15 protein-coding genes (1 of these 15 only partly in view) are annotated in these 19,612 nt (G+C 62.5%); 9 read left to right on the forward strand and 6 right to left on the reverse strand.

Features of this window, described 5'->3' with window-relative positions; all coding sequences use genetic code 11:
• Positions 1-415 precede the first annotated feature (415 nt).
• Together trhO and LC298_RS08665 are read left to right on the forward strand one after the other, a co-directional pair.
• Positions 416-1,333, forward strand: a complete 918-nt coding sequence (gene trhO / locus LC298_RS08660) for an oxygen-dependent tRNA uridine(34) hydroxylase TrhO (protein ID WP_131568872.1) — start codon at positions 416-418, stop codon at positions 1,331-1,333.
• Complete coding sequence (locus LC298_RS08665) at positions 1,330-2,166, forward strand: urease accessory protein UreD (protein ID WP_131568874.1); 837 nt, start codon at positions 1,330-1,332, stop codon at positions 2,164-2,166. The genes trhO and LC298_RS08665 overlap by 4 nt, the downstream gene beginning before the upstream one ends.
• Positions 2,167-2,172: 6 nt before the next feature.
• Here LC298_RS08665 and phnN read toward each other — a convergent pair whose 3' ends face one another.
• The 5 genes from phnN to LC298_RS08690 all read right to left on the reverse strand — a co-directional run bounded on the left by phnN (position 2,173) and on the right by LC298_RS08690 (position 8,444).
• Positions 2,173-2,751 (reverse strand): phosphonate metabolism protein/1,5-bisphosphokinase (PRPP-forming) PhnN, encoded by a 579-nt coding sequence (gene phnN, locus LC298_RS08670; protein WP_158284767.1) that lies wholly within the window; start codon positions 2,749-2,751, stop codon positions 2,173-2,175.
• On the reverse strand, positions 2,741-3,907 hold the full coding sequence (locus tag LC298_RS08675; RefSeq protein ID WP_131569362.1) for an alpha-D-ribose 1-methylphosphonate 5-triphosphate diphosphatase: 1,167 nt from the start codon (positions 3,905-3,907) through the stop codon (positions 2,741-2,743). Before LC298_RS08675 ends, phnN begins: the two co-directional genes overlap by 11 nt.
• 168 nt (positions 3,908-4,075) lie before the next feature.
• The gene (locus LC298_RS08680) at positions 4,076-7,267 is read right to left on the reverse strand and encodes an efflux RND transporter permease subunit (RefSeq protein ID WP_131568878.1); all 3,192 of its coding nucleotides are present in this window, start codon (positions 7,265-7,267) and stop codon (positions 4,076-4,078) included.
• The gene (locus LC298_RS08685; protein ID WP_131568880.1) at positions 7,267-8,232 is read right to left on the reverse strand and encodes an efflux RND transporter periplasmic adaptor subunit; all 966 of its coding nucleotides are present in this window, start codon (positions 8,230-8,232) and stop codon (positions 7,267-7,269) included. The genes LC298_RS08680 and LC298_RS08685 overlap by 1 nt, the downstream gene beginning before the upstream one ends.
• Before the next feature lie 11 nt (positions 8,233-8,243).
• The gene (locus tag LC298_RS08690) at positions 8,244-8,444 is read right to left on the reverse strand and encodes a YgaP family membrane protein (protein WP_131568882.1); all 201 of its coding nucleotides are present in this window, start codon (positions 8,442-8,444) and stop codon (positions 8,244-8,246) included.
• 312 nt (positions 8,445-8,756) lie between these two features.
• On the opposite strand from LC298_RS08690, the gene LC298_RS08695 reads away from it, so the two are divergent.
• Genes LC298_RS08695 through LC298_RS08705 form a run of 3 tightly spaced genes read left to right on the forward strand, consistent with a single transcriptional unit; the run spans position 8,757 to position 13,574 of the window.
• Positions 8,757-10,532, forward strand: a complete 1,776-nt coding sequence (locus LC298_RS08695; RefSeq protein WP_131568884.1) for an N-acetylglutaminylglutamine amidotransferase — start codon at positions 8,757-8,759, stop codon at positions 10,530-10,532.
• A 32-nt stretch (positions 10,533-10,564) separates the two neighbouring features.
• Positions 10,565-12,394, forward strand: a complete 1,830-nt coding sequence (ngg, locus tag LC298_RS08700) for an N-acetylglutaminylglutamine synthetase (protein ID WP_131568886.1) — start codon at positions 10,565-10,567, stop codon at positions 12,392-12,394.
• 16 nt (positions 12,395-12,410) lie between these two features.
• On the forward strand, positions 12,411-13,574 hold the full coding sequence (locus LC298_RS08705) for an osmoprotectant NAGGN system M42 family peptidase (RefSeq protein WP_131568888.1): 1,164 nt from the start codon (positions 12,411-12,413) through the stop codon (positions 13,572-13,574).
• Positions 13,575-13,586: 12 nt separating this feature from the next.
• Here LC298_RS08705 and LC298_RS08710 read toward each other — a convergent pair whose 3' ends face one another.
• Entirely contained in the window at positions 13,587-14,831 is a 1,245-nt protein-coding gene (locus tag LC298_RS08710) for a Zn-dependent hydrolase (protein ID WP_131568890.1), read from the reverse strand.
• A 136-nt stretch (positions 14,832-14,967) separates the two neighbouring features.
• Here LC298_RS08710 and LC298_RS08715 point away from each other — a divergent pair, with 136 nt between their 5' ends.
• From LC298_RS08715 to LC298_RS08730, 4 genes are all read left to right on the forward strand, one after another.
• Entirely contained in the window at positions 14,968-16,527 is a 1,560-nt protein-coding gene (locus tag LC298_RS08715) for an ABC transporter substrate-binding protein (protein WP_131568892.1), read from the forward strand.
• Between the two features lie 63 nt (positions 16,528-16,590).
• A complete protein-coding gene (locus LC298_RS08720) occupies positions 16,591-17,535 on the forward strand; it encodes an ABC transporter permease (RefSeq protein WP_131568894.1) in 945 nt (314 codons plus the stop codon).
• Positions 17,535-19,487, forward strand: coding sequence for a dipeptide/oligopeptide/nickel ABC transporter permease/ATP-binding protein (locus LC298_RS08725; RefSeq protein ID WP_131568896.1), 1,953 nt, complete (start codon positions 17,535-17,537; stop codon positions 19,485-19,487). The genes LC298_RS08720 and LC298_RS08725 overlap by 1 nt, the downstream gene beginning before the upstream one ends.
• On the forward strand, positions 19,480-19,612 hold the 5' end (the start) of the coding sequence (locus tag LC298_RS08730; protein WP_131568898.1) for an ABC transporter ATP-binding protein. The gene runs 851 nt beyond the window's last position; 133 of the gene's 984 nt are visible here — the first part of the coding sequence; it begins with the start codon at positions 19,480-19,482; the stop codon falls past the right edge of the window. Before LC298_RS08725 ends, LC298_RS08730 begins: the two co-directional genes overlap by 8 nt.

Below are 19,612 nucleotides of genomic sequence, written 5' to 3' on the forward strand. Positions count from 1 at the left end.
AGGGGCCCGCCAGCGACGAATGAAATGAGGAGCTTAAGGGCGGGACAAACGACTCCGCGTGGCGATGATGGAGATTGTCTCGATGCTGGTGATTGCGTTGAAGTCCAATCACGGATCGTCATCCTCGGGCTTGACCCGAGGATCCATGGACCAAAGGCGCCGTGTAGCCGTGGATCCTCGGTCATTCTCGGGTTCAACCCGCAGACCAAGGATGACGAGGGGAATACAGGGCACAGCGCCCTCCCTCGCCCCACAGCGTGGGGAGAGTTATCCCCCTCGGGTCTTGCCTTCGCCAAGCCGAAGCACAGGCTGTGGGACGGAGAGGGGGGCAAAGGCGCAGGTCGGGCCGGGCTGCTCGGGCGCCCACCCTCCCTTCCCCTTGCCTCCGGCAGGGATCGGCAGTAACCGGAACCTCATGACAAAGAACCCGACATACACGGTCGCCGCGCTCTACCATTTCGCGGATTTCCCCCGCTACGCAGGCTTCAAAGCGCCGCTCGAAGCCATTTGCGAAGAGGCGGGCCTGAAAGGCACGCTGCTTCTCGCCAGCGAGGGCATCAACGGAACCGTTGCCGGACCCCGCCACGGCATCGACCGCCTCATCACCTTCCTCCGCGAGCAGCCGGAATTCGCCGCCTTGGAATACAAGCTCAGCTATGCCGATGACGAACCTTTCCTCCGCATGAAGGTGCGCTTGAAGAAGGAGATCGTCACCATGGGCGTGCCCGGAACCGATCCGAGAAAGATCGTCGGCACCTATGTCGAGCCGGAAGGCTGGAACGATCTGATCGCCGATCCCGACACGGTGGTGATCGATACCCGCAACGACTACGAGGTGGCGATCGGCACCTTCGAACGCGCGGTCAATCCGGATACGGCGAGTTTCCGGGAATTTCCCGGCTGGGCCCGCGCGCACCGGGACGAGCTGCAGGGCCGCAAGGTCGCCATGTTCTGTACCGGCGGGATCCGCTGCGAAAAGGCGACCGCCTTCGTCAGGGATTTGGGCATCGAGGAGGTCTACCATCTCAAGGGCGGCATTCTGAAATATCTGGAGGAAGTGCCGGCCGACGAAAGCCTGTGGCAGGGCGACTGTTTCGTCTTCGACGAGCGCGTTGCCGTCGGCCAGGGTCTTGAGCCGGGCGACTACACGCTGTGCCGCGCCTGCCGCCATCCGCTGACGCCCGACGAGACCCGCTCCGACGCCTACGTTGAAGGGGTCTCCTGTCCTCATTGCATCGGCCGCCTCACGGACGACGACCGCGCGCGCTTCGCCGAACGCCAGCGCCAGATCGAACTCGCCAAGAAGCGCGGTCAGCGCCATCTCGGCGGATGACGATCGCAGCGCCGCCGCCCGCGGTCATGCAGCGATCCCACGGCGCCGGCCTCATCGCCGTCAAGTCGGTCACAAACCGGACCCGTCTCGACCGTTTGCACCAGTCAGGCAATGCGAAAATCCGAATTCCCGAAACCCGGACCGAATGCCTCGAGGCCGTGTTGATCAACACCGCCGGCGGCATCACCGGCGGCGACACGCTGAACTGGACCGTCGAATGCGGTATGAACACCGCCACCGTCGTCACCACCCAGGCCTGCGAGCGCATTTACAAAAGCCTCGGGGAGAACGGGCGTCAGACAACCGCGATCACGGTTGATGAAGGGGCATCCCTCTTCTGGCTGCCGCAGGAAACAATCCTGTTTCAGGGCGGCCGCCTTCAGCGCACACTCGAAGTCTCACTGGCCGATGATGCCCGCTTTTTGGGTTTGGAAGCGGTGTTGCTCGGCCGCGAAGCGATGGGCGAGACGCTCGACGACGCCTTTCTGCATGATCGCTGGCGGATCCGCCGTGCAGGCAACCTGCTTCATGCCGATGACCTCCGCCTCGACCTCAGGTCGAACAACACGCTGCATGATCCGTCGATCCTCGCCGCGAACCGCGCCTTCGCGACGCTGGTATGGGTCGGACCGGAGGAAGATGGAGAGGTCCGCGCGCTTCGGTTGGGCCGTGTTCGCGCGCTGCTCGCCGGCTCCGCCGGCGCAAGCGCGGTCGGACCGAAGCTCCTCATACGCATGGCCGCCCCCTCCGGTTACGCGCTACGCCGGCAGCTTATGCCGGTTCTCGAACATCTGCTCGACGGGCGCGGCTTGCCGAAGGTCTGGCGGACTTGAATCCGCTCAGCGTCGCGCGAGCCGCAGCAAGACCGCGGTGAATTCTTCTCCGGCCGTCTCCAGCGCTCCGCTATTGTCGATCTCGATCGCATCGCCGCGACCGGGGAAATCGTCGATCCGCCGATCGACCCGCCGGGCGGTCGCGGCGGCATCCTCGCGTCCGCGGCTGGCAATTCGTGCGGCGATGATCTGCGGACGCGCGGTGACAGTGATGATTTCCAAGACCCGGAAACGGTCGCGGACCCGTCCTAGCGCCGCGCGCGAACAGTTGGCGACCGCGATCCCGCCGGCCTCGACATATTCGAGCACTTCCGATGACAGCGCATATGAATGTCCGTGCGCCCTCCAGGCCACCGCGAACCGTCCCTCGGTTTCGGCCTCGACGAAAGCCTCCTCGGAAACCGACACGTGATCTTCGCTGGCGGGATCGGCGGGCCGGGTGACGATGCGTCTGACGAAAAGGAAGCGGTCATCGCCCTCCAGCCGCTCGCTGGCGTATCGGAGCAGGCTGTCCTTTCCGGCGCCGCTCGGCCCGACCACCGCGACAAGGACGCCCGGTTGTTCCGCCTCCCCCTCAGGAGACACGCTGGCCCTCCCGCCACACCGAGCGGACCACCGGAACGCCCTCTTCATGGTGCACCCGCACGAGATCCGCGCGCCGGCCCGGAGCAATTGCGCCGCGATCCTCAAAGCCCACCGTTTTCGCCGGCGTGGACGTCACCAGGCATATCGCCTCGGGAAGCGGCATCACGCCTGCGTCGGCAAAGACGAAAGGTGCATGAACCAGACTGAAGGGCACATAGTCCGAAGACAGCACGTCGAGAACGCCCATCTCCGCAAGGGTCCGCGCGGCGACGTTGCCGGAATGCGACTTGCCCCGCACAACATTGGGCGCGCCCATCAGCACCGAAATGCCGCTTTCGTGCGAGGCCTTGGCCGCTGCTTCGCTCGTCGGGAATTCCGCGAGTCGGACGCCGAATGCCTTTGCCTCGTCGACATGGGCAAGCGTCGCATCGTCGTGGCTGGCGATCGTGATGCCGCGCTCCCTGCAGTGCTCGGCAATCGCGCGCCGGTGAGGGTCGGAATATTGTGCCGAGGCGGCCTGCCGCTTTTCCACGAATGCGCGGAACGCCGCATCGCTCAGTCCGCGCTTGGTCTTGTAGTAGAGCTCGTACTGATCGAGCGTCTGGAACTGGCGCTGGCCCGGCGCGTGATCCATCAGCGAAACCAGGCGAACCTGGCCGTCCGTCTCAAAGTCCTCAAAATGCTCGAGCACATCATGCGACGACACTTCGCAGCGCAGATGAACGAAATGCTCGGCGCGCAAGCGGTTTTCGATTCCCGCCCGGACCAGCGCGTGGACAATGGCGCGCATCTCGCCTCGTTCGAAACCGCCATCCTCATCCGATCCGAGGCGCACGCAGTCGAACACCGTCGTGATACCCGACGAAACGATCTGGGCATCGTGGGCCTGAAGCGCCGCGATGGAATCCCAGCGAACGCCAGGACGCGGCGAATAGTGGGTCTCAAGATGATCGGTATGCAACTCCACCAGACCCGGAATCAGATAATCCCCATTCAAATCCGTGGATGCCGACGCCGTGCCTCCCGCCGAAATATCGGCGATCACGCCGTCGCGTATGACAACCGTGCCGCCAACGACCTCATCTCCAAGCACGACCCGTGCATTGGAGAGGATGACATCGGGCAGCACATCCGTTGCGCCCGATCGGAGACGCATGTCATTCATGGAAAACCTTTTCTTTCTTCCCGTGCCGTTGGCTCGCCGACATGCTGCATGGCGTCAGCGGTTACTCACCTGAGCAGGATTTTGCAAACTTGCGATGCGATAGCGCAAACTTAAGGCCCGATCGGGGCGACGACGAGGGCAAACCGGACCAAAACTTCTCTAGGTGCGAAGGACCCTGTAGACCGCTGGAATCACAAGCACGGTTAACAAGGTTGACGAGGCAAGACCGAAAAGAAGCGAAATTGCCAACCCCTGAAAGATCGGATCAGTCAGTATGACGGCGGCCCCGATCATGGCGGCGAGCGCCGTCAGCAATATTGGCTTGAAACGTATCGAGCCCGCTTCGATGAGCACGTCGGTGAGCGGCCTGTCCCGCGCAGCGGCGTGACGAATGAAGTCTACCAGGAGGATGGAATTCCGTACGATGATGCCTGCCAGCGCGATGAAACCGATCATAGAAGTGGCCGAAAATGGTGCATCGAACAGCCAGTGCCCACCGATGATCCCGATGAAGGTCAGGGGAACCGGTGTCAGAATGACCAATGGCAGCTTGAACGAGCCGAACTGGCCGACCACCAGAATGTAAATGCCCAACAGTGCGACGCCGAATGCCACCCCCATGTCGCGGAAGGTAATCCAGGTTACCTCCCATTCCCCGTCCCACAGAAGCGTCGGGCGGCTTTCATCCTCGGGCTGGCCGTGCAGTGAGATTTCAGGTCTATGAATTTTGCTCCAATCCTGCGCCTCTATCGCGTCTTGAACGGCAAGCATTCCGTAGAGTGGCGCCTCGAAACTGCCGGCCAGTTCTGCGGTGACGAGCTCGGCCGCACGTCCGTTGTGGCGAAAGATTGGAAACGAGGAGCGTTCCGCTGAAACGCGCACAACGTCGCCCAGCTCGACCACACCGCGATCCCCTGGCAGGACATTCGCTGGAATCGGGGTGGACAGGAAATCTTCGTCAATTGTCCGGTCGCCTCGCGGTCTTTCGATCCTAATCGGGATAGGAGCTCGGCCTTGTCCCCGGTGCGAGTATCCGACAGTCTTTCCGCCATTCAGAATCGCGATCGTGTCGAAGACATCCGATTCCTGAACCGCGAAAAATTCAGCATCATCGGTCGAAATGGTAGCGCGCAGCTTGCGGGCAGGCTGGCCGTATGAATTATCGATATCCACTACAAAGGGCACCGATCGGAACGCCTCTTCGACCTTCGCCGCGACCTGCCTTCGCGTCTGTGCATCGGGGCCGTAGATCTCGGCCAACAACGTTGCAAGGACCGGCGGACCGGGAGGCGGTTCAACCACCTTGAGGCTCGTTCCGTCAACCACCGGGATTTCGGCGATACGCTCGCGGATATCAAGCGCGATCTCGTGGCTGGACCGGTCTCGCGCCTCCTTTGGAAGGAGGTTCAGCGCGACGTCGCCCTGTTCGGGCCTGACGCGCAAATAGGAGTGGCGCACCAAGCCGTTGAAGTTGAACGGGGCGGCGGTGCCCGCATGCGTCTGGACCGAGCGGACCTCCGGCAACGCAAGCACGACCTCCGCAACCGCTTGGGCGACGGCGTCCGTCGCCTCAACCGACTCACCCTCGGGCAAATCGATCACGACCAACAATTCCGACTTGTTGTCGAACGGCAGCAGTTTGACTGTGACGTGCTGGGTATAGAACAGCGATAGCGATCCAAGCGTGAGAACCAGCACGACAATTAAAAAGCTCCAGCTGGCCGCTTTTGTCGCAAGTATCGGCCGCGCCACTGCCGCAAAGGTCCGGCCCAACAATCCACCGTGGCTCTCATGATTGTGCGCCGCTGGTGCCTTAGCTGAAAAGCGCAGCATCAGCCATGGAGTTACCGTCACCGCGACGAAAAAGGAAAAGATCATCGCCGCCGACGCATTGGCCGGGATCGGGCTCATATAGGGGCCCATCATACCTGAAACGAACAGCATGGGCAGCAATGCGGCCACCACGGTCAGGGTTGCGACGATGGTTGGGTTGCCGACCTCGGCGACAGCATCGACAGCGGCCTTCCTCTGGGTACGGTCATCACCCATGCCCCAGTGTCGAGAGATGTTCTCAATGACGACAATCGCATCGTCCACCAGGATACCGATGGAAAAAATCAGGGCGAACAGGGAGACCCGGTTTAGCGTGTAGCCCATCAAGTTCGACGCAAAGAGCGTCAAGAGGATTGTCACCGGAATCACGATCGCGACGACCAAGGCTTCGCGAAATCCAATCGCTAGCCAGACAAGCGCTATGATCGAGACGGTCGCCAACGCAAGATGGAAGAGCAACTCGTTTGCTTTCTCGTTTGCGCTTTCACCGTAGTCGCGTGTCACTTCGACGGAAAGACCGTCCGGGATGAGCAAGCCTTCAAGTGTTTCGACCCGGTGTAAGACCGCTTCGGCTACGACGACCGCGTTTGATCCTGCCCGTTTGGCCACCGCCAGCGTGACTGACGGGACGCGTCGCACACCCGTTTCGGTCTTCGAGACGGTTGCCACCAGCACATCGGCCGCATCGCCAGAGAATGCGACTTCGGCCACGTCACGCACGTAGACTGGGCGGTTGTCGCGGGTCGTCAACAGCAGGTTGCCGATTTCTTCCGAGGTCCGCAGGGTTTCGCCTGCGACAAATTCGATTTGCTCGCCTGCGTCCCGCACCGTCCCCGTCGGAAAAGCACGGTTTGCGCCTGTTACCTTGCCGGCAAGCTGCTGCAGCGTGACACCGTGGAGCGCCAGCCTCTCCGGATCAGGCGCGATGCGGATGACTTCCGCGGTTTCACCCACCAGATAGGTCAGACCAACATCGGGGATCTTTGAAACCTCGGTCTGCAATTCGCGAGCGATCCGCGTCAGGTCGTTGGGCGTGATATCGGCCACTTCGGTGTTGGGCGAGAGCGTCAATGACAGGATGGCAACATCGTCAATTCCGCGCCCTACGATCAGCGGCTCGGGCACACCGACGGGGACCCTGTCGAGATTGGCCTGCACCTTGTCATGCACCCGCAGGATGGCCGTATCGGAGGATGTGCCCACGACGAAACGCGCCGTGACCAGGACGCGGTTGTCCGATGTCTGAGAATAAACATGCTCTACGTCGTTGATGCCTTTGACGATCGTCTCTAGGGGCTCGGTGATCAGTTTCACCGCGTCCTCCGCCTTCAATCCGTCGGCCCGCACGTGAAGGTCGACCATCGGAACCGAAATCTGCGGTTCTTCCTCGCGTGGCAGATTGGCGAGAGCCACGAGACCGAAGACGATGGCGGCCAGCAAGAACAACGGCGTCAACGGCGAGGTGATGAAGGCATGCGTCAGACCGCCAGCAATTCCAAGTGGGGAATTTTGCTTCATTACGGGACCAATACGGTTTCGCCTGACCGGAGGCCTGTCAGAACCTCTATGAAATCGGCTTCATCCAGTGTGACGGCATCCCCAAGAACCACCGCGCGGTCTTTGGTCTCCCCACCAGCCAAAACCGTCACGAAGTCAATTCCGGAGCGCGTGACCACCGCATTCTGCGGAACCAGAAGCGCCATGCGCTCGCCGACCGGCAATTCGACCAGCACCCGGGCATTCACGAATTCAGTGTCGAGGCCTTCCACCTCAACATCCGCCACAACCCGGCCGTTCTCGATCGTCGGGTAGAGCTTTGCAATCTCTCCGGCTGTCTCCGACCCGCTCGCGGCGATCCTGATGTCCGCCCCTTCACGCAGTGACGACGCATGACGTTCGGGTATGGCGAGGCGAAGGAAAAAACCACCGCCGCCTATCGACGCGACCGACTCCCCTGCGAGAACGACAGCACCGCGCGTCACCGGTACATCGAGAACGCGACCGTCTCCTGGGGCCAGCACATCGCCCTCCGCGCCTTGTTGAATGATCACATCGCGCGCCGCCTCCGTTGAAGCGATCTGCCCCCTGAGTTGGTCGACTGAGGTACGCAGCTGATCTACGCGCTGGACCGTAGCCACACCACGCTCCACCAATGCCTGCCCCCGACTGAGTTCTGTCTCCGCAGTTGATAACTGAGCGCGGAGCGCGTCGAGTTGCGCGTCAAATGCGGCGATCTGAAATGCCAGCTTGTCGTCCTGAACGACCGCAATCCGCTGACCCGCTGTGACCAGATCACCCTCACTGACCGACAACTCAACCACGACTCCGCCGATCCGCGCTCTCGCCGGAACCGTCTCTTTCGCCTCCACACGACCATAAACCGACTTCCATTCGGTGAGCAGGCGCGGCTCCAGCGTCATCGTGTCGGTTCGTGAGGGGGCTGTGGCCAGGAGAACAAGCAGCGGAAGAAGAAGAAAACGCATAACCAATTCTCTCAGAAGGCGGGACCGGGTTTGACACCGATCTTTCTGAAGAAGGCTGCGGCAGGGCAAAACCCCGTGAACGCGGATTGCAGAAGGTTCAGGCCGATGAAGACTGTGAGCCAGTCGAAAAGCGGCGATACCCACTGTGTGAGGGCGACCGAAGTCAGAACCATGATGCCTGCAAAGGCGAGCACCGTGCGATCCAGTGACATGATGGGCTTCTCCTTGAGTTGCGGCAGTTGATATCCCTGCGGTGTGCTTTCGACACCAAACCGGGGGAGACTATCGGCGCCGCCGACATGACGAATTGATTTCCATCAACTGCGGTGACTTGACCGAGCGGGTCCGGGAAGATGCGAAAGGGATCCTCCTCTCGGGAACATCTGCCGTTTGCGTTCCGTTATCCGGGTGGTTAGTTCAGGATGCTCCTGCTTGCGTGCGCAATGCCGCCGCTCATGAAATCGTAGTCGGCGGCAATGTTTTCCCGGCTGCACAAACGCAACGACCGAGAAAGACATTGGAATATGTGCGGAATAGCCGGGGAAATCCGCTTCGATAACACTTTTGCCGATTCGGCCGCCGTGGCCCGCATGGCCGATGCGCTGGCGCCGCGCGGGCCCGACGGCAGCGGCGTCATGGCTCAGGGGCGCGTCGCCTTCGGCCACCGCCGGTTGAAGATCATCGATCTGTCGAACAAGGCCGCGCAACCGATGACCGATCCCGAACTCGGTCTGACGATCGTCTTCAACGGCTGCATCTACAACTATCTCGAGCTGCGCCGAGAACTGGGGGAAGCCGGATACCGCTTCTTTTCGCATGGCGACACCGAGGTGGTGCTGAAGGCCTATCACAAGTGGGGCGAAGCCTGCGTCGAGCGCTTTCATGGCATGTTCGCCTTCGCAATCCATGAGCGTGAAACCGGCGAGGTGATGCTCGCGCGCGACCGTTTCGGTATCAAGCCGCTCTATTATGCCGAGACGCCCGACCGCTTGCGGTTTGCGTCGCATCTGCCGGCCCTCTTGCACGCCGGTGAAGTCGACACGTCGATCGATCGGATGGCGTTACACAATTACATGACCTTCCATGCCGTCGTTCCGCCGCCGAGAACAATCCTGAACGGCGTTCGCAAGCTGCCCCCGGCGACGACCCGCCGCATCGCGGTCGATGGCGCGTCGAGGGACCGGCTCTACTGGCAGCCCCCCTATGAACGGCGGCAGCAAGACAGCGACCTGACGCGCGACGACTGGCGCGACCGCGTGCTAGAGGCGCTTCGCGTCGCGGTGCGACGGCGCATGGTCGCTGATGTGCCGGTCGGCGTGCTTCTTTCGGGAGGCGTGGATTCCAGTGTCATTGTCGGCCTGCTTGCGGAGGAGGGCCAGAAGGACCTGATGACCTTTTCGATCGGCTTCGAGGAGGCAAATGGCGAAAAAGGCGACGAATTCCAGTATTCCGACCTGATCGCCAAACGCTTCGAAACCGATCACCACAAGATCTTCGTGCCGTCCGAGGATCTGATCGGCAACCTTCCCGAAACCATCCGCGCCATGTCGGAGCCGATGGTCTCGTACGACAATATTGGCTTCTTCCTGCTCAGCCGGGAAGTTTCCAAGCATATCAAGGTCGTGCAGTCCGGCCAAGGCGCCGACGAGGTGTTCGGCGGCTATCACTGGTATCCGCCGCTGTCCAATTCCAACGACGTCGTCGCCGACTATGCGAAGGTGTTCTTCGACCGTAGCCACACGACGCTTGCCAAACAGCTCGGGGACGGCTGGATCGCAGATGGCGACGCCAGCTACTTGTTTGTCAGCGAGCATCTCAACAGCCCTGGCGCGGCGACGCCCGTCGACCGCGCATTGAGGCTAGATACGCAGGTGATGCTGGTCGACGATCCGGTCAAGCGCGTCGACAACATGACTATGGCCTGGGGACTGGAGGCGCGCGTGCCCTTCCTCGATCACGAACTGGTGGAACTGGCCGCGACGATTCCGCCGGAGTTCAAATTGCGTGATCACGGCAAGGGGGTCCTGAAAGATGCCGCGCGCCTCGTGGTTCCACACGAGGTGATTGACCGCAAGAAGGGTTATTTTCCAGTTCCGCAATTGAAATATATCGAGGGCGAGTATCTGGATCTGGTGAAGGACACACTCGGCTCGGCCCCAGCGCGCGAACGCGGACTCTTCCGCCAGGATTATCTCGACACGCTGTTCGACGATCCGGCAAGCCACATCACGCCGCTCCGCGGATCGGAACTCTGGCAGGTCGCACTGCTGGAAATGTGGCTGCAAACGCACGGCGTCTAGAGCCGATCGACAGTTAGACTTTGGAGCGTGGGATGGCCAAGGACAAGTCCACGGGCAGTGGAAAAGATGCAGCAAAGGCGGGCAGAGCCAACCGCGAGCGGCACACCAGCGACGCCTATTCGCACCGGTTGAGACGGATGCGCGATCAAGGGCTCAAGCCGCCCATTGCACAGTTCGGGCGCGAAGTGGAAATGAAGCCGGAGTTTGCCCTCGACTGCGGGTGGGGGCGCCTGGTTTTCGCGCAGACATTCGATTCGGCGACGAAGATGATCGCGGCGCTTAGCGCCGAACAGCCGGACCGTCGCGACATCGCTGTCTATGTGCGTGATCCGCACGTGCTTCTCGCCAACGCGCCGCAGGAACTTTTCCTCGATCCCTCGCATATGTTCCGGCTCGATCTTTCGCGCTACCGTCCGTCGCAAAAAACACCGAAGGGCTTTTTCATTCGGCGGCTGACCTCACAGTCGGACGCCGAGGCGATCAACCGGATCTATGCGACGCGTTCGATGGTTCCGGTTCCACCGGATTTCTTCTGGGCTACGCGGGACGCCCGCACCATTGTCTATTTCGTCGCCGAAGATGAGCAAACCGGAGAGGTGCTGGGCACTGTGACGGGCGTCGATCATGTGCGCGCCTTCGGCGATTCTGAAAGGGGATCCTCCCTGTGGTGCCTAGCGATCGATCCGGTCGCACGGCATCCCGGCATCGGCGAGGCACTGGTGCGGCGGCTGGCGGAATATTTCACAACGCGTGGCGCGGCATTTCTCGATCTCTCCGTGCTGCACGACAACAAGCAGGCGATCGCGCTTTACGAGAAGCTCGGCTTCCAGCGCGTCTCCTTTTTCAGCGTCAAGCGCAAGAACCCGATCAACGAAACACTGTTCACCGGGCCGGATACCGACGCGGCGCTCAATCCCTACGCTAAGATCATCGTCAGCGAAGCGCGCCGCCGCGGTATCCATGTCCAGATCGTCGATGCCGAGGGGGGGTTTTTCCGGCTGACCTATGGCGGCAGGTCGATTCTGTGTCGCGAGAGCCTGTCGGACCTGACGAGCGCAGTCGCAATGTCGATATGTGACGACAAGTCGGTAACCCGGCGAATCGTCAGCGCCGCCGGCGTCCGAGTTCCGGCGCAACTGGACGCCTCGGCAAGGCCCGACGAAATCGCCGAATTCGTCAAGCGCTGCGGTTCGGTCGTTGTCAAGCCGGCGCGCGGCGAGCAGGGTCGGGGGATCTCTATCGACATCCATGATCCCGAAGAGATCCGAGCCGCGATCGAGAAGGCGCGCAGCGTTTCCGATACTGTTTTGCTGGAAGAGTATGTCAAGGGCGACGATCTGCGGCTGGTCGTCATCAACTACCGTGTCGTGGCAGCCGCGATACGCCGGCCACCGGCGGTGGTCGGCAATGGCGTGGCGACGGTGCGCGAGCTCATCGCCGCGCAGAGCCGCCGGCGCTCGGCGGCGACCGGCGGCGAGGCCAAGATTCCGCTCGACGCGGAAACCGAGCGAACGGTTCGCGGCGCGGGCTACGAACTCGACGGCGTGCTGCCGGCCGAAGAGCAGATCGCGGTGCGCAAGACCGCCAACCTGCATACCGGCGGAACGATTCACGACGTCACCGACAGCGTCAACGTCACGCTGCTCGACGCCGCCGTTGCCGCCGCCCGCGCCATCGATATTCCGGTAACGGGCATCGACTTTCTGGTTCAGTCGCCCCGCCGCCCCGACTACGTTTTCATCGAGGCAAACGAGAGACCGGGCCTCGCCAACCACGAGCCGCAGCCGACGGCCGAACGGTTCGTCGACCTTCTTTTCCCGCTTTCCGTTCCGGCGTCGGTCCGGCAAAATCGGCAAAAATAGCAAAGGAAGACAGCACGTGTCACGGCTTCCCATCGATCATGAATATCTCTTGTCCATGCTGGACGAACTCCTCAAGATACCAAGTCCGACTGGCTATACCGACCCGATCGTTCGCTTCGTCACGCGGGAATTGGAACGGCTGGGCCTGGAAGTCGAATTGACGCGGCGCGGGGCGATTCGCGCAATCCGGCCGGGAGCGGAGACACGTGGCGCGCGGGCCATCGTTTCACACCTCGATACGCTGGGCGCGCAGGTCAAGCGATTGAAGGAGAACGGCCGACTGGAACTCGTGCCCATAGGTCACTGGTCTGCCCGTTTCGCGGAAGGCGCGCGCGCCGCCGTCTTCGCAGAAAAAGGCGGTTACCGCGGCACGATCCTTCCCCTTAAGGCTTCCGGGCACACCTTTAACGACGAGGTCGACACGCTTCCCGTCGGCTGGGACTACGTCGAGTTCCGCATCGATGCGATGGCGCGGACCAAGGACGACATCCAACGCCTCGGCATCGAGATCGGCGATATAGTCGCGGTCGATCCGCAGCCGGAATTTCTCGACAACGGCTTCATCGTCTCACGCCATCTCGACAACAAGGCGGGCGTCGCGGTCATGCTCGCGGCGCTGAAGGCGCTGCAAGGCGAAGAGGCGGAAACCCCGGTCGACACCCACTGGCTGTTCACGATAGCCGAGGAAGTTGGCGTTGGCGCATCGTCGGCGCTGACCCAGGACATTGCCTCAATGATCGCTGTGGACAACGGCACATCCGCGCCCGGTCAGAATTCCGAGGAGTTTGGCGTGACGATCGCCATGGCAGACCAGACCGGGCCATTCGACTATCATCTCACGAAGAAGCTGGTCGCGCTTTGCCAGGAAGACGAGATCCGCTACCAGAAAGATATTTTCCGCTATTACCGCTCGGATTCCGCCAGCGCGATCGAGGCCGGTCACGACGTTCGGACGGCGTTGATCACTTTCGGCGTTGACGCCTCCCACGGCTACGAGCGCATCCACACCCATGCACTGCGTTCGCTTGCGGAACTGGTCACCGCCTACGTGACGAGTCCGGTGATGATCAAGCGCGACTTCGAGGAGACGTCGAGCGTGACCGGCTTCACCCGCCAGCCGACCGACGAGGCCGCACAGAAGCTGACGCCGGGTATAAAGGACGAGGCGTTGAGCAAATAGGCACAACCGGTTTCACTCGCATGCAAGACGCGTCAGCGCTGCGAGCATGAGTGACGCGCCCTTCTCGATCTCGGCCCAGTCGCTCCACTCCTCCGGCGCGTGGCTGACGCCGTTGCGGCTCGGAACGAAAATCAGGCCGGACGGACAAAGCGACTGCATGGTCTGTGCATCGTGCCCGGCGCCGGACGGCATGTCGAGGCAGGCAATACCGAGTCTTTCGGCTTCGCCACGCAGCAGGGCATGAAGCCCGGAGTCTAGCCCCACCGGCGGCAGCCAGCTTTTCTCCTCGGACGAAACCGTCAGCCCGTGGGCCTTGGCCGCATCGGCGATACGCGCCTCGGCCGCCGTACGCAGCCGCCGCATGACCTCCTCCGAAGTATCGCGGACGATGATCGAGAACTCGGCCGTGCCGGGAATGGTATGCGCAAAATTCGGCTCCAAATTGAGCTTGCCGACGGTGATGCGACTCTGGTCCGTTCCGAGTTCCGCGATCAACGCCGGAATGCCGGCCGCGAATGTCACAAGACCGGCGAAAGCGTCGGCGCGCATGTCCATCGGCGTGGTGCCGGAGTGATTGGCGACGCCCTCGAAGCGGATTTGAAGATGGCAGACGCCGGAGATCCCATGAGCGACGCCAACCGGGATGCCGCTTTGCTCCAGCACCGGCCCCTGCTCGATATGCATTTCCAGGAAGGCGCGGATCGCGCCCGACCGCCACGCAGCGTCGGGCGCGGCGAAGGGATCGAGCCCCTGGGCTTGCATCGCAGCAGTGAGCGCCACGCCCTCACTGTCTGACGCCCGTGCGATCCAGTCGCGCGTCACGGCGCCGGTGATCGTCTGCGAACCGAGCATGCCGCCGAAGCGGCCCTCCTCTTCAGCTGTCGCCGTCACAACGATCGCGGTCTTGGGGGTGATGCCGGCGTCGATCATCGCGCGCACGCATTCGAACGCGGCGCACACGCCAAGCGAACCGTCGAAGGCCCCGCCTTCGGGAACGGTGTCGAGATGCGAACCGGCCATGATGCAAGGTCCGTCGGCCGGACCGAAGCGTCCAAACAGATTGTTGACGGCATCGCGAGAGACCCGGAGTCCGGCGCCCGCCATCTCGTCGGCGAACCAGGCGCGCGCGGCCATGTCGGCATCGGAGTACCCGACGCGGTTGTAACCGCCCGTGACCGCGTTGAATCCAAATGCGTTTACACCGTCGAGCGATCGACGCAGGCGGTCGATGTCGATTGCAGGCGTCGGTTGAACCATGTCGGCTATGCCGTCTCCCTGTCGCTTCGTGATGCAGTCGGCGCGAGGGTTGCACAAAAATTTATCATAATAAATGCTTGCATCACCATAAATATTACGGATTAATTGCGAGCCATTGGAAACGATGGAGATCACCATGAAGAGACTTCTGGCTGCCGCGCTTACCGTGGCATCGCTTGCGCTAGCATCGCCTTCCTTAGCGCAAACCCCGCCGAATGTGCTTGTGGTTGGCCAGATCGCCGAACCGAAGTCGCTTGATCCGCATGCGGTCACGGCGGTCAACGACTTCCGCATCCTGATGAATGTCTATGACGGCCTGGTCCGCTACAAGGACGGCACTCTGGAGGTCGAACCGGCACTGGCCGAAAGTTGGGACATCTCCGACGACGGGACGGTCTACACGTTCAAACTGCGGGAGGGTGTGACCTTCCACGACGGCTCGCCTTTCAACGCAGAGGCGGTTAGGTTCAACTTTGACCGGATGCTCGACGAGGAACATCCCTACTACGACACCGGGCCATTCCCCCTGTCCTTCTTCTTCTCGTCGATCGACACCGTCACCGCGGTCGACGATTCCATCGTCGAGTTCAAGCTGAAAGAACCATACGCGCCGTTCCTGTCCAACCTCGCCTACCCGACCGGGCTGATCGTCTCGCCCGCCGCGGTCGAGCAGCACGGCACGGAATTCGGCCGCAACCCGTCCGGCACCGGCGCCTACAAATTCGCCGAATGGGAGGCAAACGCGAAAGTGGTCGTCACCGGCAACGCGGATTACTGGGACGGCCCCCCGGCGCTCGAGGCCGTCATCTACCGCCCGATCACCGATGCCAACACCCGCATCGCCGAGATGCTGTCGGGCGGACTCGATATCATGGTCGAGGTGCCGCCGGATTCGCTCCAGCAATTCCGCACCGATGACCAATTCGTCGTCCACGAACAGGCGGGACCGCATGTCTGGTTCCTGATCCTCAACGCAAAGGAAGGGCCGTTCGCCAACAAGGCCGTTCGCCAGGCCGCCAACTATGCGGTCAACAAGTCTGCACTCGTCGAAAACATCCTGCAGGGCACGGCGGAAGTCGCCGCCGGCCCGACGCCGCCAGCCTTCGCCTGGGCCTACAATGAAGGCCTCGAGCCCTACCCTTATGATCCCGACAAAGCCAGGGAACTACTCGCCGAGGCCGGCTATGACGGCGAGGAACTGACCTTCTACGTCACCGAGGGCGGCTCCGGGATGCTCGATCCGATCGCCATGGGCACGGCCATCCAGGCCGATCTGGAAGCCGTCGGCATGGACGTCTCGATCGAGACCTATGAGTGGAACACATTCCTCGGCAAGGTGAATCCGGGCCTTGAAGGTAAGGCAGACATGGCCGAGATGGCATGGATGACCAACGATCCGGACACCCTGCCCTTCCTGGCGCTGCGCACGGAGGCGTGGCCGGACAAGGGCGGCTTCAACTCTGGTTACTATTCCAACCCGAAGGTGGACGAACTGCTGGAAGCGGCGCGCCGCTCGACCGACCAGGACGAACGCGCCCGGCTCTACCAGGAGATGCAGGAGATCGTGCAGGAAGACGCGCCCTGGGTCTTCGTCGCCAACTGGAAGCAGAATGCCGTGACCAAAGCGAGCGTGGAAAACTTCAAGCTGCAGCCGTCCTTCTTCCTGATGCTGCAGGACGTGGCGAAGCCGCAGTAACGCCACTCCTCTCGCGCCGGCGGCTTGCCCGCCGGCCCCCTCGAACCGCGGGGCAAGTCCACGGTGACAGCCTATATCGCAAAGCGCCTGTTGGCGGCGGTCCCGGTCCTGTTCGGACTGACGATCATCGTCTTCCTGATCATGGCAATGATCCCGGGCGATCCGGCGATAGCGATCCTCGGCTCCTATGCGACACCTGAAAACGTCGAGCGGCTCAACCGCCAACTCGGTTTGGACCAGCCGCTTTTCCAGCAGTACTTCATTTGGGTCGGCAACCTTCTGCAGGGTGATCTCGGCCGCTCCTATACGTTGAACCGACCGGTTCTGGATGAAGTAATGGAGCGATTTTCAGCGACTCTGATCCTTGCCGGTACGGCGCTCATCTTGTGCTCGGTCTTTGGCCTGATCGCCGGCGTCGTCTCGGCGGTGCGGCAGTTCTCCTGGGTCGACAAGGCGGTCACCTTTATCGTCCTGATCGGCATTTCTGTGCCATCCTTCTGGCTCGGCCTGCTGCTGATCCTCGTTTTCGCCGTCAATCTCCAGTGGTTTCCGGCAAGCGGCATGTTCGCGATCTATGGCGGCGGCGATCTGCCGGACCTGCTGCATCACCTGTTTCTTCCGGCGATTACGCTGGCCGTCGTCGCCACAGGCGTGATCGCGCGGCTGACGCGCACCGCCATGCTGGAGGTGCTGCGGCAGGACTACATCCGCACCGCCCGCGCCAAGGGGCTGACGGAACGCCGCGTCATCTACCGCCATGCCTTCAAGGCGGCGATGGTGACGGTGATCCCGGTCATCGGCATCCAGGCGGGCTTCGTGCTCGGCGGGGCGGTCTATATCGAGACCGTGTTCCAGTGGCCTGGCATCGGCTCGATGCTGGTCAAGGCGATCTCGACGCGTGACCTGCTGCTCGTCCAGGGCGGCGTGCTGGTCGTGGCGGCAGCCTATGTGCTTTTCAACCTGGCGGCGGATGTCGCTCAGACCGTCCTCGATCCGAGGCTGCGCTGATGTCCGAAACGACCGCAACTGCACCGGCGCGCCGGGAAAAACTGCCAAAACGCAAGCGCGGACGGCCGGACAGCATCCGCCTGCTCCTGAACAACGCGCTGGCGACCGCGGGGCTTGTCGTGTTCGTGCTGATCGTGCTCGTCGCGGTGGCCGCGCCGCTGCTACCGCTGCCCGATCCCGACGCGACGGCGCCAGCAAACCGGCTTCTGCGGCCGCTTGCCGAAGGGCACCTGCTCGGCACCGACGCGCTCGGCCGCGACATCCTCTCCCGGCTGATCTGGGGAACCCAGGTGAGCCTCGCGGTCGGCGTCTCGGCGACGCTGATCGCCGCATTTTTCGGCTCGCTGATCGGCCTCGTCGCGGGCTATGCGGGCGGACGGATCGACACGTTGCTGATGCGCGGCATCGACATGGTGATGGCGTTTCCCTACATCCTGCTGGCCCTTGCGATCGTCGCCGTGCTTGGACCGGGCCTGCTGAACGCGCTCTACGCGATCGCCGTCGTCAACATTCCATTCTTCGCCCGCAACATTCGCGGCATCGCGCTCGGGCTGTCGCGCCGGGAGTTCGTCGACGCGGCGCGCCTGTCCGGCAAGTCGAATGCACAGATCCTGTTTATCGAGGTGCTGCCGAACGTGCTGCCGGTAATCATCATCACCATGTCGACGACGATCGGCTGGATGATCCTGGAGACGGCGGGCCTCTCCTTCCTTGGGCTTGGCGCGCAGCCGCCGCAGGCCGATCTCGGGTCGATGCTTGGCGAGGGCCGCAAGATACTGTTCACCGCACCGCATGTTTCCGTTATCCCCGGCGTGATGATCTTCGCGCTGGTGATGAGCATCAATCTGCTCGGCGACGGCGTGCGCGATGTGCTCGACCCGCGCCTCAAGTCGGGCGCGCTGACCCGGCCCGTGGCGCGCACCGCCGTGATGCGCGACCAGGTTCCCGGCGGCATCGAACCCGATGCCGAGGCGGTTCTCGACGTGCGCGACCTCAAAACCGAATTCCGTTTTGGCGGCGACGTCTTCAAGGCCGTCGGCGGTGTCGACATGAAGGTCGGTCAGGGCGAATGCCTCGGAATCGTCGGCGAATCCGGCTCGGGAAAGTCGGTCTCCGCCATGTCGATCATGGGGCTCGTACCGACACCGCCCGGCCGTATAACCGGCGGCGTGGCGCTACTGGAGGGCGAGGATCTGTTCGCCGCCTCCGACGAACGCATCCGCCAGTTGCGCGGTTCGGCAGTGAGCCACGTTTTTCAGGACCCGCTGTCGACGCTGCATCCGCTTTTCACGGTCGGCGACCAGCTTGTCGAGGCGATCCAGGCGCACGCACCGCTCTCCGGAAGCGCTGCGAGGAAGAAGGCCGCCGACCTTCTGAAGACGGTGCGCATCCCCAATCCGGCGGAGCGTCTGAAGTCATACCCGCATGAATTGTCGGGCGGCATGCGCCAGCGTGTGTGTATGGCCATGGCGCTCGCCCATGACGCGCGCGTGATTATCGCCGACGAGCCGACGACCGCGCTCGATGTAACCGTGCAGGCGCAGGTGCTGTCGCTGCTCGACACGCTGCGCGAGGAGCGCAACGCAGGCATCCTGTTCATCACCCACGATTTCGGCGTCGTCTCAGCGATCTGCGACCGCGTCGCGGTGATGTATGCCGGCCAGTTCGTGGAAACCGGAACGACGGAGGAAATCCTCACATCGCCGGCGCATCCCTATACCGCCAAGCTGATCGACTGCGTGCCAGTCCTGGGCGAGCCGGAGCGCCGCCTCGATGCGATCGGCGGACGGCCCCCTGTCGTCAATGACCTGCCGGTCGGCTGCGCTTTCGCCGACCGCTGCCCGCGCGCCGGGGACGATTGCCGCGCCGCGCCGATCCCGCTCACCGAATTCGGCGAAGGGCGCACCGTGCGCTGCATCCACCCGCTGAACGCGGAGGCCGAACATGGATGACGGCGTGCTCCTTTCGATCGACGGAGCCGAGCGCGTCTTCGGCGGCGGCCGGACGATCTTCGGCGGGAAAAAACCGGCCGTCCATGCGGTGCAGGACGTCACCATCGACGTGCGCAAGGGCGAGA

Source organism: Oricola cellulosilytica (assembly GCF_019966575.1).
Classification (GTDB): Bacteria; Pseudomonadota; Alphaproteobacteria; order Rhizobiales; family Rhizobiaceae; genus Oricola; species Oricola cellulosilytica.